The sequence below is a fragment of the Marinisporobacter balticus genome (genome assembly GCF_004345705.1).
GTDB lineage: Bacteria > Bacillota > Clostridia > Peptostreptococcales > Thermotaleaceae > Marinisporobacter > Marinisporobacter balticus.
Genome location: NZ_SLWV01000017.1, coordinates 18,597 through 36,850 on the forward strand (window position 1 = coordinate 18,597; position 18,254 = coordinate 36,850).

16 protein-coding genes are annotated in these 18,254 nt (G+C 32.7%); 1 reads left to right on the forward strand and 15 read right to left on the reverse strand.

Going from position 1 to position 18,254, the window contains the following annotated elements; all coding sequences use genetic code 11:
* Window position 1 precedes the first annotated feature (1 nt).
* Window positions 2-1,759, forward strand: coding sequence for an NADH-dependent [FeFe] hydrogenase, group A6 (locus EV214_RS11830; RefSeq protein ID WP_243116639.1), 1,758 nt, complete (start codon window positions 2-4; stop codon window positions 1,757-1,759).
* Window positions 1,760-1,779: 20 nt separating this feature from the next.
* Here EV214_RS11830 and EV214_RS11835 read toward each other — a convergent pair whose 3' ends face one another.
* The 15 genes from EV214_RS11835 to EV214_RS11905 form a co-directional block, all read right to left on the reverse strand.
* Entirely contained in the window at window positions 1,780-2,478 is a 699-nt protein-coding gene (locus EV214_RS11835) for a response regulator transcription factor (protein ID WP_132246035.1), read from the reverse strand.
* A gap of 23 nt (window positions 2,479-2,501) precedes the next feature.
* The gene (locus tag EV214_RS11840) at window positions 2,502-3,947 is read right to left on the reverse strand and encodes a sensor histidine kinase (protein WP_165916350.1); all 1,446 of its coding nucleotides are present in this window, start codon (window positions 3,945-3,947) and stop codon (window positions 2,502-2,504) included.
* 12 nt (window positions 3,948-3,959) lie between these two features.
* Complete coding sequence (locus EV214_RS11845) at window positions 3,960-5,066, reverse strand: efflux RND transporter periplasmic adaptor subunit (protein ID WP_132246039.1); 1,107 nt, start codon at window positions 5,064-5,066, stop codon at window positions 3,960-3,962.
* Complete coding sequence (locus EV214_RS11850) at window positions 5,053-8,337, reverse strand: efflux RND transporter permease subunit (RefSeq protein WP_132246041.1); 3,285 nt, start codon at window positions 8,335-8,337, stop codon at window positions 5,053-5,055. Before EV214_RS11850 ends, EV214_RS11845 begins: the two co-directional genes overlap by 14 nt.
* A 240-nt stretch (window positions 8,338-8,577) precedes the next feature.
* Window positions 8,578-10,563 carry a complex I subunit 5 family protein gene (locus EV214_RS11855; RefSeq protein WP_132246043.1) on the reverse strand — a complete coding sequence of 662 codons (1,986 nt, stop codon included), beginning with the start codon at window positions 10,561-10,563 and terminating at the stop codon, window positions 8,578-8,580.
* 71 nt (window positions 10,564-10,634) lie between these two features.
* Window positions 10,635-12,581, reverse strand: a complete 1,947-nt coding sequence (locus EV214_RS11860; protein WP_132246045.1) for a complex I subunit 5 family protein — start codon at window positions 12,579-12,581, stop codon at window positions 10,635-10,637.
* A 25-nt stretch (window positions 12,582-12,606) separates the two neighbouring features.
* A complete protein-coding gene (locus EV214_RS11865) occupies window positions 12,607-14,058 on the reverse strand; it encodes a proton-conducting transporter transmembrane domain-containing protein (protein WP_132246047.1) in 1,452 nt (483 codons plus the stop codon).
* 12 nt (window positions 14,059-14,070) lie between these two features.
* Window positions 14,071-15,543 (reverse strand): complex I subunit 5 family protein, encoded by a 1,473-nt coding sequence (locus tag EV214_RS11870; protein ID WP_132246049.1) that lies wholly within the window; start codon window positions 15,541-15,543, stop codon window positions 14,071-14,073.
* A gap of 1 nt (window position 15,544) precedes the next feature.
* A complete protein-coding gene (locus tag EV214_RS11875; protein ID WP_132246051.1) occupies window positions 15,545-15,907 on the reverse strand; it encodes a sodium:proton antiporter in 363 nt (120 codons plus the stop codon).
* Between the two features lies 1 nt (window position 15,908).
* Window positions 15,909-16,328 (reverse strand): MnhB domain-containing protein, encoded by a 420-nt coding sequence (locus EV214_RS11880; RefSeq protein WP_132246053.1) that lies wholly within the window; start codon window positions 16,326-16,328, stop codon window positions 15,909-15,911.
* Between the two features lie 16 nt (window positions 16,329-16,344).
* On the reverse strand, window positions 16,345-16,623 hold the full coding sequence (mbhE, locus tag EV214_RS11885; protein WP_132246055.1) for a hydrogen gas-evolving membrane-bound hydrogenase subunit E: 279 nt from the start codon (window positions 16,621-16,623) through the stop codon (window positions 16,345-16,347).
* Window positions 16,620-16,859: a hydrogenase subunit MbhD domain-containing protein gene (locus EV214_RS11890; protein ID WP_132246057.1), complete on the reverse strand. Its 240-nt coding sequence runs from the start codon at window positions 16,857-16,859 to the stop codon at window positions 16,620-16,622. The genes mbhE and EV214_RS11890 overlap by 4 nt, the downstream gene beginning before the upstream one ends.
* Window positions 16,860-16,966: 107 nt before the next feature.
* On the reverse strand, window positions 16,967-17,269 hold the full coding sequence (mnhG, locus tag EV214_RS11895; RefSeq protein ID WP_207669684.1) for a monovalent cation/H(+) antiporter subunit G: 303 nt from the start codon (window positions 17,267-17,269) through the stop codon (window positions 16,967-16,969).
* Window positions 17,266-17,538, reverse strand: coding sequence for a monovalent cation/H+ antiporter complex subunit F (locus EV214_RS11900; RefSeq protein ID WP_132246059.1), 273 nt, complete (start codon window positions 17,536-17,538; stop codon window positions 17,266-17,268). The genes mnhG and EV214_RS11900 overlap by 4 nt, the downstream gene beginning before the upstream one ends.
* A gap of 4 nt (window positions 17,539-17,542) precedes the next feature.
* A complete protein-coding gene (locus tag EV214_RS11905; protein ID WP_165916351.1) occupies window positions 17,543-18,019 on the reverse strand; it encodes a Na+/H+ antiporter subunit E in 477 nt (158 codons plus the stop codon).
* Window positions 18,020-18,254: the final 235 nt, after the last annotated feature.

The following is an 18,254-nucleotide window of genomic DNA, read 5'->3' on the forward strand; positions in this document are numbered from 1 at the left end:
TATGTCAGAGAACAATAAAGAAATGGTGCGTATAACCATAAACAATAAAGAAATGGAAGTACCAAGAGGTATCACCATATTAGAAGTTTCTAATAGAGCAAATATAAAAATCCCAACCCTTTGTCATCTTGATTTACACGATTTAAAGTTTGTAAATCAGACTGCATCCTGTCGTGTATGTACAGTAGAATTAAAAGGACGAAATTCTTTGGTTCCAGCATGTGTAACAAAAGTATCTGATGGCATGATCATAAGAACCGATTCCCTCAGAGCGATCAATGCCAGAAGAATCGCAGTGGAACTTCTTTTATCAAACCATCCAAACGAATGCTTTACATGCCCTAAAAACTTAGAATGTGAATTGCAAGCATTAGCAAAAGAGCTTGGTGTACGAGAGATTAAATGGCACGGTGAAAAAATGCACTATGATAAAGATTTATCTAGTGACGCCATTGTAAAAGATCCAAATAAGTGTATTATGTGTAGACGCTGTGAAACCATGTGTAACGAAGTACAAACCTGTGGTATCCTTTCTGCTATTGGTCGAGGATTTGATGCAATTGTAGGCCCAGCCTTTAACATTCCTATGATGGAATCTTCATGTACCTACTGCGGGCAATGTGTCGCCGTATGTCCTACAGCAGCCCTTACAGAAGTAAACCATACCGATAAGGTATGGAAAGCTTTAAGTGACCCCGACAAACATGTGGTTGTCCAAGTGGCTCCTGCCATTCGTGTTGCAATCGGTGAACTCTTCGGTATGGAACCTGGAACCATTGTAACAGGTCAATTAGCAACAGCCTTAAAGAATATGGGATTTGATGCTGTTTTTGATACAGACTTTGCTGCTGATTTAACCATCATGGAGGAAGCATCTGAATTGATACACCGTATTGAACACGGCGGAACACTTCCTATGCTTACAAGTTGTTGTCCTGCATGGGTAAAATTTATTGAGCATCAATTCCCAGAAATGCTGGATATTCCTTCTACTTGTAAATCCCCTCATATTATGCTTGGTGTTGTTGCAAAAACCTACTATGCTAAAAAATTAGGAATAGATCCAAATAAAATTGTGGTTGTTTCAGTTATGCCATGTATTGCAAAAAAAGCAGAGGCAGAAAGACCTGAGCTTACAAAAGATTATCATAACAATGTAGATATCGTGATTACAACAAGAGAGTTTGGTGCCATGCTTAAAGAAGCAGGGATCGATTTTAAAAACTTACCTGAGAGTGATTTTGACCATCCTTTAGGAAAAAGTACAGGGGCTTCTGTTATTTTTGGTACAACAGGTGGCGTTATCGAAGCAGCGCTTCGTACAGCTTATGAGTGGCTAACTGGTGAAGAATTAACAGATGTTGAATTTAAACAACTAAGAGGTATGGAAGGGGTTCGAGAAGGCACTGTCAAAATAAAAGATCTAGATATAAAAGTGGGCATTGCCCACGGTCTTGGAAATGCTAGAAGACTCCTTGAAGATATAAGAGATGGAAAAAGTAAATATCATGCTATTGAAATCATGGCTTGTCCTGGTGGATGTGTTGGCGGAGGGGGACAACCTTATCATCATGGAAATGAAGAAATCGTAAAAAAACGTCAACAGGCTATTTATAATGAAGATCGAAATAAAACATTAAGAAAATCTCATGAAAACCCAGAAATATTAAAGCTTTATGAAGAATATCTCGGTAAGCCTTATGGTAAAAAAGCGCATGAACTCCTGCATACGCATTACGAAGCAAAAGAAAGAATATAAAAAAACTAGGAGAAGTTCTCCTAGTTTTTATTCGTTTTAATTCTATATCCAAGGCCCCATAGAGTTTCTATATATTGTGGATTAGACGGGTCTTTTTCAATTTTTCCTCTTATCTTTCTTATGTGAACTGTCACAGTAGATATATCCCCAATAGAATCTAATCCCCATATTCTCTCAAATATTTCTTCTTTGCTAAAGATTCGATTAGGATTTTCACCTAATAGCTCTAATATGTCAAACTCCTTAGAAGTAAGGTTCACTTCCTTATTATTTATATAAGCTCGCTTTGAGTAATGATCTATAACTAATCCATTGATCTCTATATTTTTATTATCACTTACACTTTTACTAGTAAGGCGTTCATATCTTCCAAGATGCGCTTTCACTCTAGCTACCAATTCACTCGGACTAAAGGGTTTCGTTATATAATCATCCGCGCCAAGACCTAATCCTCTTATTTTATCTATTCCCTCTCCTTTAGCAGAAACCATAAGTATTGGAATATTTATATCCATTCTTAAAGATTTGCATATTTTAAATCCATCTATTTCTGGAAGCATCAAATCCAATATTATTAGGTGAAACGCTTCATTTAATGCCCTATCTAGCCCTCTTTGACCACTTATTTCTATTTCCACTTTATATCCACTAACTTCTAAATAGTCCTTTTCTAATTCGGCAATACTTATATCATCTTCAATAATCAATATTCTCTTCACACGAGCCCGCCCTTTCTATTCATTTAAGATTTCCTTATGAAAAAGAATATACTCGTTCCTTTATTTAGCTCACTTTCAGCCCATATATCTCCCCCATGGGCCTTTATAATCTGCTTAGATATGGCTAAGCCTAATCCACTTCCCCCAATGGATGTATTTCTAGATTTATCTGCCCTATAGAACCTATCAAAAATATATGGAAGGTCCTCTTTGCTTATACCCTTTCCGTTATCCTTAATTTCAATTTGAACAAACGCTTCATATTCTTCAATATTTATTTGTATTACTAAATTTTTGTCTGATTTATATTTTATAGAATTTTGTATAATATTTAGTATTACACGCTGAAGCCTTTGTAAATCTACTATTACCCTAATTTCTTCGTTTTCTTGATTAAATATTATATTTCCACCTATCTTTTCCATGTCAAAGCTTAAATCTTCAATACTATATTTTAAATATTTTACTATATCAATAGATTGAAAATCAAACTCTACCTTATTTAAGTCAAGCTTTGAAAATAAAAATAACTCATTTATTAAGTTTTCCATATGGTTAGCTTTATCATATATCGTATTTATATATTTGTCCATTTTTTCTGGAGACTTCGCCACACCATCTTTTATTCCCTCTATATATCCTTTTATGGACATTATGGGCGTCTTTAAATCATGGGATATATTAGATATTAGATTTTTTCTGTTTTCTTCATACTTAATTTGCATATCCCTAGCACGTCTTAATCTTAATCTCATATCTTCAAAATCTCTTATTAAATTCCCCATCTCATCATTTCTATGATCTTCTATATGATAATCTAAATTACCTTTTTTAATATGGCTGGTTCCATTTTTTAATTTTTCAATAGGTTTTATTATCCCTCTATACATAGAGAAGGTTAATCCAAAGGCTACTATTAGAACAGCTAATATCGTTACTGATATAGTAAATATTTTAGCTTTATTAATTACAGCATCCTCTTCTAACAAATCAATTATAATATAAATACTCATATTAGAATCATCTATTATAAAATCCCTTTGAGCAGCTACTACAAATCTTTCCTTTACAACAATTTCATACATTATATCTGTATTTTCACCAAAGTCAGATAATTTAGTTAATATTCTTTCTTCATTTACTATATCCGAAACATATTTTACTTTTCCATTTTCCTTTACTACAATACCTAAAAAGATTTCATCTAGTTCCTTATCGAAGGTTTTTAAATAATTTATATCTTTTAATTTTTCCTTATTGTTAAGGTAATCTATATTTAATTGTCTTAAAATCTTTCCACTCTTATAACCCATTGCTCTCGTTAACTTTAATGGATTTGCCTTTTCATAATAGTCTAATTTGTCATCAAATACTAACCCGCTCAACATACCATTAAAGAGAAAAATGAGAATTATAGGGATGAGAATCATCCCTATGTATGAAAGTATAAGTCTAATTTTTATAGACATCATTTCCTCCAATTAGTTTATTATTTTAACTTCACTTTTTTCATCCACATATTCTTGACCTTTTACAACCAATTGATCTCCTGCCTTCAATCCATTTTTAACTTGAACCAATCCATTGTTTACGATTCCCTTCTCCACAACTATTTTCTTAGGCATATTCGTTTTCGTATCTACTACATATACATAATCTTCATCTTGTGCTTTTAAAATAGACTTTTTAGGTACCTGAATTTGGTCATTAAGATTTGCTATTTTAAAATTAGCTTTTGCAAACATTCCGCTTCTTATTTTAGAATCTTTATTTGTAACTTCTACTTCTACAGGATAGGTAGCGTTATTTCCTGTTCCCACTGGACTTATGGAAATTATTGTTCCATTATAGTTTTCATTTAATGACTCTATATATACATCCACTGGGTCGCCCACATTCATTCTGTTTACCACATTTTCTGCCACATTCACTTTAACATTCATTTTCTTTAAATTAACTATTTTAAAATCAGCATTCCCTGCCATTTCTCCAACTTCCACATTTTTCTCAGCAACTATACCACTTATAGGACTTTTTACTATGGTGTTTCCAATGGATAGTTCTTTATCTCTTTTATTTAATTCCAGATCCTTTCTTGATTGATCTAGACTTAATGCAATTTGATCTAATTGAGACTGCGCATTATCCAAATCATTTTTAGAGACCGTTTTATTTTCGTATAATATCTTCATGTTATTATAGTCTCTAAATGCATCATTATATTTAATTTCTGAATCCTTTACACTTTTTTCCAGTGAACTAATTTTTATATCGCAGTTATTCACAAGGGTATCACTATCTACAGTATAAATAATATCCCCCTTGTTTACCTGATCTCCCACATTAAAATATATATTCTTTATTTCCCCTTTCGTCTTAGCTGCCACATTTGTTTCTTCTAATGGGTATGTTTTACCAAAAGAATCATATTCTTCTGTAACTGTAGATGTGGAGAGTTTCATTACTTCTACTGGCACAACTTTCTTCTGAGCAGCTTGAGCTGCTACTTCTTTTTTGGCACAACCTGTGACACTAAATAGTAATCCTATCGTTAATGCAATCGTTGCACATATCTTAAGCTTCTTCATTTTCTACTCTCCCCTTTTTCTTATTTGACCAATACACCTTAGTTTCCTCTAATAAAGAGTATCCTATCGGAATGATTACTAAAGTTAATACGGTAGACGCAACTAATCCAAATATCAAAGCATAACCCATTTCTCCATATTCAGCATTCTTTATAGCTAGAGGTAATATTCCCCCTATAGTCGTTATGGACGTTGCAAACACTGGCATAAATCTAGTCTTTCCTGCTTCTCTAACCGCATCTAATAAATTGCGCCCACTTTTTCTCAAATAGTTCGTATAATCAACCAATACGATTGCATCATTAACCGCTATACCAACTAAGGCTACTAATCCCATAAACCCATACATACCGAAGTTGTTATTCGTAAGTATAAGTCCCCCCATTACACCGATCATTGCTAGCGGAACGGATACTAATATTACGATCGGCTGAGATAGAGAGTTAAATTGTACTGCTAATATGATAAATACTAGCAATACAGCTATGATCATATCTATAAATAGTTCTGTAAAAGATTCTTCCGTATCTTGTGTCTCTCCACCATAAGCTATATTTACTCCCTTTGGTAGGGGATAATCTTTTATTTCATTTTTAAATTCTTGAATTACATCCCTTGAAGTTACCCCTTCTACTTCCCCTTCTATTTTTACGATTCTATCTAAATCATCATGTTCGATCTCAGATAGTCCTATATCTTCCTTTATACTTGCAACTGTTTTAAATGGAACTTTTTCACCCTTATTAGAAGTTATATCTATCTTTTCTAAATCTCTTAGCGTTTTAAATTCATCCTTATACTTTTTTATGATGATATCTGTCTCTTCATTGTTTTGTTTAAGCTCAGATACCTTTATCCCTTGAATTGTATTTCTTATTTGCATAGATACATCTGTCACGCTTAATCCTAAAGTGGCTGCCTTTTCCTTATTAATCTTTATTTGAAGTTCTGGTCTACCACCTTCTAAACTAGTAAATACCTCTGTCGTTCCATTTATATTATCTATAATTTTTTTAAAATCATTCGCAACTTCTTTTATACGATTTAGGTCATCTCCCCTTAATTCAATGCTAATAGGCTTACCATTAGAAGGACCATGTCGTTGCTTACCTATCGTAATCTTAGCTCCAGGAATGTTTGCCATTTCACTTCTAACCATTGCTGCAATTTCATTACTACTTCTTTTCCTTTCATCTGTTTCTACTAGGTTTACATCTACTGATGCCTTATTAGAATCACTGCCTAGGCTACTTACAAAGTTATCTACTTCTTCATACTTATATAATAAGCTTTCTACCTCTTCAACCACATGAGCTGTTTCACTTAAAAGATACCCTGGTGGCGTCTCTATATTAATCGTAAATGTTGTACTATCTGTATCTGGCAATAATTTAATTTTCAATAATCCCATAGGTATTGTAGCTAAACTCGTCACAAATAGAGCAAAGGCACATACTAATACCAAAATTCTCTTCTTTTTAGAACTTAATACGCTGCCCATAAAACTTGAATAAATCTTGATTATACCCATATCTTCATGGGAAGTATTTTCTTTCATTTTAAATTTCTTTATAAATATAGCTCCTGCAAACAGCATCGCCAATACTACAGTTATTATGGCAATCTTTCCATCTATACTAAAGGCATATATTGAAAGTATAAACACAAATACTACAGAAAATATATCATTCAATTTCTTTATCTTAGGACTAACTTTCTTTCCATCCTTCTTATATTTACTTAAAAACTTAGAACAAAGTACTGGCGTAATTACTAAGGATATTACAAAGGATGAACCTATCGCAAACATTACAACTATAGGGATTACCTTCATAAACTGTCCCATGATTCCTCCCATCAAGGCCATTGGGAAAAAGGCCGCCATGGTAGTTAAAGTAGATGCCATTACTGCTGGTGCCACTTGGTTTGTAGCAACCTTAGAAGCAGTCATTACATCATATCCTTCATCCCTTATTCTATCTATGTTCTCCATTATAACGATCGCATTATCTACAAGCATCCCTAAGGCTAGGATTAATGCCAGTACAGATACGCCATTAAAGGTCATGTCTGTATTTTTCATAAGAATGAAACTACATAATAGGGATAATGGAATTACAAAGGATACGATTATGGACTCTCTAAGGCCTATGAACAGAAATAAAACGATGATTACTACTAATAATCCTGAAATCGCATTAGATACTACATCATTTAAGGAGTCCTGTACATCTACAGCTTGATTGTTTGCCACACTTATAAATACATCTGATGGATATAAAATTCCTTTTTCGCCTTCTATCAAAGCTAATATTTCGTTACAGGGTCCAATGATATCTCCATCATCTTCTCTTGTTACGGATAATTTTATAGTATTCGTGGTCTTATTTTGCTCAGACATACCCCTTTCAAACATTTGAGCATAAGACGCTACGTCTTCAAAAGCATCCTTTACTTCTGCCACATCTTTTAATTTTAAAGCCACATTATCTTTCGTCATTATGACAGTATTTTCTATTTCTTCTATTTCTTTAAAAGAACCAATCGTTCTTATATTGTAATTTGTATCATCTAAATCTATATCTCCACCTGGGAAATCTACATTTGAACTTGAAATGGAATTTTTTATGTCTCCAGTAGTAAGGTTATAAGTTTTTAGCTTACCTTCATCGATGTATATGTGTATTTCCCTATCAAGTCCACCTGTTAAGTCTACTTCTTGTATACCATCTATCTTTTCAATTTCATCTTTAATATCTTCTGCTATATTTTTTAACGTAACTAAATCATAATCGCCACTTATATTTAATTGCATAATGGGCGATTTTCCTATATCATATTTTCTAACTATAGGATCATCACTATCTTCTGGTAATTTACTTTTCATTTTTGATATTTCATTATTTATATCTTGTATTTTCTTATCTACATCTGTTCCAATTTCATATTCTATCGTTATACTAGATACCCCATTTTGGGATGTAGAGGTAATCTCTTTTATATCCTCGAGTCCATTTATCTTACTTTCTATTTCATCTGTAATGAGGTTTTCTATCTCATTAGGTGATGCGCCCACATATGTAGTCATTATGTTTACATAAGGAAGTTCAATTTCAGGTGATCTCTCTCTAGGTAATCCTATGTAGGCAGTTCCTCCTAATAATAATAATCCTATTAGGATTAAATATACTACCCTATATCTTTCAACAAAAAAATTAGACATTCGCCCTAGAATATTTATTTCATCATTTATCTCATTTTTATTGCTCAAATCCCCTTCACCGCCTTTATTTTTTTCAATACAATTATTTGATAACTATATATTAACCTATAACTATTAAATAAGAATAAACAAATTATTAATTTTTTATTAACTAAATATGGATAAAAAATTAATCCCTATAATTTGTACCCGTTCATTGAAAAAAATAAAAAGCTAGAAGCTCCTAATAGCCTTCTAGTTTTTTATAAATTTGAGCAGCTGCGATAGCTGCATGCATTTTTTTATATGCTACATAAAAACAACGATACTTAAAACCATTATCAAAACAATTCCTACAATAAATACAGAATAGCTCAAGCTATTCATATTCTTATACATTTTCCCTATAACCTCCGACAAACTATGAAACTCTGCACCAATATCTTCGATAAAATATTTTACATCCATGTAATTTTTCTTTCTTTCTTTTCTAGGTCTTTCATATCTTATTTGCATACCACTGATTTTTCTCATTCCAACCCGCACTAAAAGTACTAAATCCACTACAACACGATCAATAAAGTGAAAAATAGATGAAGTCGCTGCAAAGGTGATGTTAAGAATGGGGACATAAATATCTTTTTCTATGTTAACCCAATTTAGAGATGGATTGACATAAAATATTTTCTCCCCATCATTTTTTCTAAGATATAATCTGAGAAATCCTATATAAATAAATACCCCGATCATTATGGTAATAATAGACGATTGTATGTTGTGGTATGTGTAAAAATGTGGATCAATATGGCCATGGGCGTGTAATGTTTCTAAAGATTTTTCGATAATAGGCAGCAGCACATGGGGTCTTAACCCTACATAAACAATGATTGCTCCTAAAATAGCCATAGGAAATAGCGCTCTTTTTCGGACATGGTTCTTATATTGCCCACAGTATTTTTCATCTTTTTCCATAAACACAGCTACAAATATTTTCAGTAGATAGGCAATAGTAAATCCACTGCTTACAGTAAATATAACTTCTGCCAATGTCCACCACATGCTTTCATATATATTCTCAGCTTCCAGCAAAGCTTCATGCAAAAGGGTTTTGCTTATAAATCCATTAAATCCAGGCATTCCAATGATCGCTAATAGACCTATGAAAAATACAATTTTTAGCAGATTCTTATTTTTACCAAATCCTCTTATCACATTGATACTTAATTCATGCAAGATCATATAAATAATGCCTGCACCCATAAATAATAGTACCTTAAAGATTGCATGATTAAATATATGATACAACGTTCCATAGATTGCGATAGTATTATGTTGTCTTAATATTCCTACAAGTCCTATCCCAACTAATATATACCCTGCCTGACTCATACTACTATAGGCTAGAATTCTTTTGATATTTCTTTGGAGCAATGCCAAGAATCCACCTATAAACATATTGATAAAGCCTAATACCAATATGACAGAAGAAAGAATTAAATCTCCCTCCATAAGGACTACTACGGTTACAATTATGCCAAAAATACCCGTCTTTATAAGAATTGCTGAGAGAACAGCACTTGCAGGGGTAGGTGCAGCAGGATGCGCCTTTGGAAGCCATACATGGAAAGGAAACATGCTCGCTTTTGTGCCAAATCCAATAATAATCAACCCACTAATCAAATATTTTATATTCCCTAATGTTCTCATCTTCGAAGGTAGTTCGCTTATATTTAAAGTAGCTGTATAGTCATATAATAAAAACAAACCCATCAGTAGTATCATTCCAGCCCCAATCGCCATACCTATATATGACTTTCCTGCATCATGCGCATATTGATCTTCGTCATGGATAATCAAAGCATAAGAGGTAAAAGACATGATTTCAAAGAATGTAAATAAATTTAAAATATTTTCAGATAAGAATATACCTACTGTACTCCCTAGCGTAAGCATAAAAAATGCATAATATCTATTTCTATTTTTATACTTTATTAAATATTGGGTAGAATACATCGTCGTTAAAAACCATATGAAGGTTGTTATAAAAACAAAAATATATCGAAAAGCATCTAATTTTAAATATAATCCAATTCCCATAATATCTGGTATGAAAATTTCAATAGCGTTCTCCATCACCTGTCTGTACAGCAGAATGACCATTAAAAATTCTATTCCTGTCATAACCACATTAAATAGCTCTCTATAGCTTTCACTCCTTTTTCCAATAATCCATCCTAAAAAAGAAGCGATCCCAGGAAGCATCAAAATAATTAATAAGGATATTTGGTATATCAAAATCGTATCATCTCCTTTCTAAGTGAGAAGATTCTTTTTCCTTTTTAAAAAAAGACTCTTTCTCTAATTTACTAAAAAGTCAACATTACCAAAGTAACTACAAGAATGGTTGCTACAATAAACACAGAATAAGTTAAGCTATTCATATTCTTAGCCAGTTTGTTCAAGAAATCTTTCAAACTGTTCATCTCTACATAACTGTCTTTTATTTGTCCATAACTATCCCTTTTTATTTGCATACCACTAAACTTATTCACTTTATTACTTGTATAATGAACAAAATTTACTACCCCTCTATCAATCACATGAAAAACTACTGAAGTGGATGTAAATATGGCCATTAGCGAAGGTTCATAGACATTTCTTTCAAGATTAAACCAATTTAAAGATGGATTTACATAAAAGCTGCTATTTCCATCCTTCTTTCTTAAATATTTTCTCACAAAAATCACATAAATACCTACGCCTAAACCGATTGTGAATAGAGAAGCTTTTATATTATTAAATGTATAAAAGTGTATTTCTATTTCTCCATCTACACCAAAGTTTTTTATAGCTTGATCAATTATAGTTAATACTGTTTCTGGTCGCATCCCTATATAAATGACCGCTACACTTAAAACAACCATAGGGAGTAGTGCTCTTTTACAAATAGGTTCTTTAAATTGACCTTTATATTTTTCATCGTTCTCCATAAACACAGTGATAAAAATCTTTAGCATATATGCCACTGTAAAACTACTGCTTATAGTAAAGATCATTCCTGCTATGGTAAGTCCTATATTCGGATACCTATGCCCAGCCTCAGCTAGCGCTTCATGCAAAAGAGTTTTACTGATAAACCCATTAAAGCCAGGCATCCCAATAATCGCTAAAAACCCTACTAAAAAAACTATCTTCAACCCTTGTTTATGTTTCCCAAATCCTTTGATCTGGTTGATACTCACCTCATGTAAAACCATGTAAATAATTCCTGTTCCCATAAACAACAATACTTTAAATAGTGCATGATTGATAATATGATACAGCGTTCCATAGACTGCGATAAGCTTATTTTCTTTCAATACCCCCATTAGGCCAATCCCTACCAATATATACCCAGCTTGGCTCATGCCACTATATGCTAAAATCCTTTTAATATTTCTCTGAAACAAGGCCAAAAGACCTCCTATAAACATATTCATAAGTCCTAATATGAGTATTACCGCAGAGATCATAAAATCTCCTTGCATCAAATATTGTGTTGTAATCAGTATCCCAAATAATCCCGTTTTTAAGAGTACCCCAGAAAGAATTGCACTCGCAGGTGTAGGTGCAGCTGGATAAACTTTTGAAACCCATACATGTAGTGGTACAATACTGGCTTTTACACCAAATCCTACGATAATCAAAAAGCTTATTAAATATTTTATATTTCCAAGCTGAATAAGTTTTTCTCCTATTTCAGTGATATTGAGTACGCCTGTATACTCATACAATAGAAAAAGTCCCATCAACAATACCATTCCGCCAGCAATTGCCATTCCTATATATATTTTCCCTGCATCTAGTGCATATTGATCTTCATCATGAATGATCAATGCGTACGAAGTAAAAGACATAATTTCAAAGAATGTAAATAGATTGAGTATATTTTCAGATAAGAAAATCCCGATTGTGCTCGCCAATGTGAGCATAAAAAAGGCATAATATCTATTCCTATTTTTATACTTTATTAAATACTGCGTAGAATACATCGTTGTTAGAAACCATATAAAACTAGAAATCCATACAAAGATATACCGAAAAATATCTAGTTTCAGGTGCAATCCCGTGCCCATAATATCTGATATAAAAAGATTTACAGGCGCATTACTTACTTCTTTATAAAGTAATATTACAATTAAAAATTCTATCCCTGTTATGATAATATTGAATAAATCTCTATTTCTTTCACTCTTCTTTCCTATTAAATAGCCCACAAAACCAGCTACCGCAGGAAGTAATAAAATTATCAATAAAGCGATTTGTCCAATCAAATCCTCACCCTCTTCTGTAAAAAAATTAAACAAGATTTTCAACAATACTTTTTATATAATGTAAAAGAACATTTGGAAATAGTCCTAGAAAAATTGTAATTCCTGTCAAAAGTATAATGGGTACTAACATTTTTATTGGAGGATCTAATTTCTTTATATCCTTTTTTTCCTCTCCATGGAAAAATGCTGTTACCACAATAGGCAATAAATATGCTGCTGTAAGAAAAGCGCTGAGTAACAAAATAATTGGGAAAATAATTTTGTTTTCAGTAAGTCCTCCTAAAGCCAAGTACCACTTGCTTACAAATCCATTTGTCGGCGGAATACCAATTAACGAAATAGATGCAATACTAAAGCACGTCATCGTCACAGGCATTTGTTTTCCAATGCCTTTAATTTCATTTATATTTTTTTTATGTGTCATAAAATAGATTGCGCCTACACAAAAGAATAGGGTGATTTTTATGACTGCATGATTCACAAGATGCAATAAACCTCCTATGAGCGCATTTTCATTCAGCAAGATAATTCCCAAAACAATATATCCTAATTGACTAATGGTTGAATAGGCTAATCTTTTCTTTAAATTTTCCTGATGAAGTGCTAATAGCGACCCTAGCAGAATGGTAATGAAAACCAATACACTTGTATAAATGTTTCCATGAATTTGTCTGATCGTTTCTGCACCAAATACAAAATAGCATACACGCACCAATACGAATATTCCAGATTTTACAACAGCCACAGCATGTAGTAATGAACTTACTGGTGTCGGTGCTACCATTGCAGCTGGTAGCCATGAATGAAAAGGTACAATTGCAGCTTTCACACCAAATCCTAAGAACATAACCATATAGATTGTCAATAACAATTTTGGATTATCTATATTTACAGTACCTAATACGCCGCCCTCAACAAAATTCAAACTATTGCTTATACTAAACAATAAAATCATTCCAAGCAGCGCTACCGTTGCCCCGCCTAAAGAGTAGATCAAATACTTTCTACCACTATAAAGGGCTTCTTTTGTTCCTGCATGGATTACTAGTGGAAATGTTGCCAAAGTTAATAATTCATAGAATATATATAATGTAAATAGATTTCCTGAAAAGGCAATCCCGAGGGTTATTCCAAGGGTTAGTATGAAAAACACAAAAAACCGTTCTTCCTTTCCTTCATGCTTCATATATGCCAAAGAATAAAAAGTCGTAAAAATCCATAAAATAGATGCCAATAACGCAAACAATATGCCTAATTTGTCTATTTTAAAATAAATATCTAAAAATGGATTGATTTTTAATAAGTGAAATGCCTTTGCCCCTTCTATATTGAGGATTCCTATAAGCGCTAGCAAATTGATTGTTACTGCTGAAATCACATAAAAAGTTTTTATTTTTTCACCCTTAAACAAAATCTTCGTCCCTGCTATCCCTAATAAAAAAGGAAGTATAATAGGAATAAGTATGATTGGTTCCATTTATTGTCCCTCCTAAATAAGCCCTATACGAATCATATCCATGATCTTATTTGAACCTGCACCTATAGCAATCATTCCTATGATTAGCATCATCAATGGCAACAACTCTTTTATTGATTTTTCATTGGATTTATATATTTTTCCCGCAAGGTTTTCTTCTCCAAAATAGCCATTTACGATAATTGGGAAATAGTAGAGCGCATTTAATAAACTGCTCATAAGTATTGCTCCGATCAACATGAATTCTCCAGCGTCTATACTTGCAAGGGACAAATACCACTTGCTTATAAACCCAGGAAGTATTGGAATTCCTACCATAGACAAAGCCCCTATCGTAAATAGTCCTAAAGTATAAGGCATTTCCTTACCAATACCTTTTAGCTCACTCAATTTTTTCTTCCCAGACTTTTCAATCATAGCCCCTGCCGCTAAAAATAGTGCTGATTTTGTAACCGCATGCCCGATAATATGAAAGATTGCCATGGTAAGACCTAACTTGTTTCCAAGTCCGATTCCAAAAAATATATATCCTACCTGAGCTACGCTCGAATAGGCAATAACCCTTTTGATTTCTTTTTGCTTGATCGCTAATACAGAACCCATAATCATTCCCATAGTACCTAATATTAAAATCAAATTGAGTATAGCAAATTCTCGGATGATTTCAAACCCAAATACGCCATATAATATTTTTATCAAAAGGAGAATAGGTGCTTTTAGTACCAAAGCTGACAATATTGCACTTGAAGAAGCTGGGGCACTCGAATGCGCATCTGGTAGCCATACATGCAGTGGGAACATGGCACTTTTAATCCCTATGCCTACTGTACATAATCCCGCAGCAATGTGTAATGTATTCTTGTAAACCGCATGCACATTCATAATCTCTTTGTGTATATACGTCATATTTAAATTGCCTGTTATATCATATAAAAACGCAATACCCATTAACACAAGACCCGAACCTAAGCTACTCAAAATCAGATATTTTAAAGTAGCCGCAATATTTTCTTTTTTATCTTTCACAACAATAATCCCACACGAAGCTAATGTGGTCACTTCTATAAACACAAAGCAATTGAATAAATCATTTGAAAATACCATCCCTAATAAGGAACCCAGCAAAATATTAACTAGTAAATAATAAAAAGAAACTTTATTATCTTTCACTTCTTTCTCCACACTATATACGGAATACCATAAAATAAGGGTAGCAACCATTGTAAATAACATAGCCATTATTGCCTCTATCATGCCAATTTTAAATTCTATTCCCCATGGAGCATCCCAGTGTCCTACTCTGTAGAAATACGCACCATTTTTAGTAATAAAAATCCATGTGTAAATAGACAAAATCATCGAGATCCCCATCGTGAATAAACTTAAACCCTTTACAAAAATATTTTTTTTCATTAGCGGCATGATAAATGCGCTTATAAATAAAATTAATATCATCAGTAAAGGAAAATTTTTTGCATAAGTCAATTTAATCCCCCCTCATTCTTGTAATTTCATCTAGTTCAATGGTGCCATATTTTTCATAAATCTTTATTGTAAGTGCTAAAGCAAAGGCTGTAATACTTACTGCTACAACAATTCCTGTAAGCATTAATGCAGTAGGCAAAGGATTAATATATCCTTCTATTCCTTTGTGGATCCCCTTAATAATGGGCGCTTCCTTCCCTATGATATTTCCCTTTGCGATAAAAAATAAAAATACAGCCGTATCCATAATATTCATACCAATAATTTTTTTAATCAAGTTATTATGGAGTAGTAATGTCACAAAACCGATCCCAAATAAAATCATTGAACCTGTTTCAAAATAATTTGTAAGTAGTCTTTCCATATTATATTTCTCCTTCATAAAACAAACTGAAAAAAAAGTATACAGTTACTGAAACAATGATTCCTACAGCCATATTTAGTGGCAATAAATATCCTCCACTTAAGATATTTCCAGGTTTTCCAAGCGGTAACTGTGGCAAATCAATATGGCTGCCTCCTGTAATAAAGCTGTATCCTTTTAAAATTCCATATATAATTAATGCGCCGCACATGCATGTCATAAGCTTTTTATAACTTAGTTTTTCTCTGGTTCTCTCCCTTTCATATACCATTCGATACAAAATCAAACTCGTACCAAGGATAGTGCCGCCAGCAAATCCTCCTCCTGGCGAAAGATGTCCATGAAAAATTACATACAACCCAAAAATTTGTATAAAGGGAATAATTATTTTACTTATTTCTTTTAGTATAGTGTTATGCATATGACGCACTCCCTTTCTACATTTCTTTTTCTTTTTTGAAAACAATCAAAACAGTTATTGCACCCGTAAACAGTACAGTCGCTTCAGCAAAGGTATCAAAAGCACGGTAATCTAATATAATTCCCGTAACAATATTGAGTGCACCCGTCTCTTCCACACCATCTTCTATATACCGCTTTGCGACATAGTTATTTGCTGGATTATTGTTTTTCCCAAACTCAGGTAGTTCTGCCACCCCGATAAGTAGTATCCCTACAATAAGCGTTGTTAATACGATAGCAATAATTTTCCTCATTTATTCTCACCTCTTATTTTTTTAAGTGTAAGAACAAATAGCAACGTAGTGATACCTGCACCCACCGCAGCTTCTGTGATAGCCAAATCAGGCGCATTTAGTTGTTGCCATAGTATGGCCATCAAGAGACTATAAACCATAAAAACGATAATTGCTCCTAATAGATCTTTTATTACCGATACGGCAATAGATGCACCGATTAAAAACAATAATATAATAATGCCAAACATTTGCATAATGCTCACTCCATTAATTTTTTATTAGGGTTTTCCTGATCTCCCTTTGATCCGCAAATATCTTATCTATACTAACGAAGCTTCCTAAAATAGTAATTTCTCTATTTTTATTTTTGAGAATTTGACGTTTTCTCCTTCCACTGTATATATGCTGCCTTTGATATTAAATGTGTTGCTGTTGGATTGGTAATCCAAAGAAAAACAATTACCAATAAAAGCTTAAAACTCGTAAACCCCCATCCGCTATAGATCATAAGTGCCATCAAACAAAGTACCGCCCCTAATGTATCACATTTTGCTGCACTATGTGCTCTTGTGAATAAATCACGAAATCTTAAAATTCCAATTGTTCCCACAACAAAGAAGAATACTCCCCCTAAAAGAAAAATTGTCATTAATATAACTTTCATTGACTTTTTCCTCCTGCCTTTTCTATAAAATTAGAGATAACAATAGATGCCACAAAACTTATAAGGGCATAGACCAATACCACATCAATAAAATAAGTTTCCTTAAAAATAAAAGAAATCATAGAAATCAATAAAATAGTCTTTGTCCCAATTACATTAATTGCAATCAATCGATCTGCAGCGCTAGGCCCCTTTATTGCTCTAATCATGCATAAAGCAATCGTAAAAGATAAAATCAAGCAGGATAATACCAACAATTTATGTATCATTTCTCTACTCCTCTACTTCTAAAAGAATTTTTTCAAATTTTGAATTTAAGACATCTTCTATATAGTCTTTTTTTAAGCAATGTACCGTCAATGCATCCTCTTTCATAAAAACTGTAAGGGTTCCAGGTGTCAATGTAATAGAGTTAGCAAGGATCGTTCTATAAAAATCTGTTTTAAGTTTTGAATGAACCGTTACAATTTCTGGTGATATATCCATCTTAGGACTTAATACAATCTTTGCTACTTGAAAATTTGCTACAACAATTTCTTTAATCAATATCCAAAAATATAATATCCAGTAGTATATCTTTCGCGGACTACGAAAAGTTTTTTCTCCATTGCAATGAATTAGGTTTTTATTAAATAGATATACACCCATACATATGCATAAACCTATCCATATTCTTTCAACATTCATTTTTTCTGCTAATATGATCCAAAACAAAGCGAACATTACTATATATCTGCTCATTTTATTCATAAAATCCTCCATTTTTATAGTTTCTATGTTTATTTATTATTATTTAATGTATGCAATATTTATGCCAACTAGCATCGCCCTTATTAAGCATTCTTTGTAAACCTGTATTTTACCTATATATAAATATTTATTTCCAAAAAAAAGAAGACCTATCATTGAAAATTTGATTCAATAGTCCATCTTCTTTTTCATTTTGGAACACTTTTAGTTTGTCTTCTTTTTAACAATTGTATCA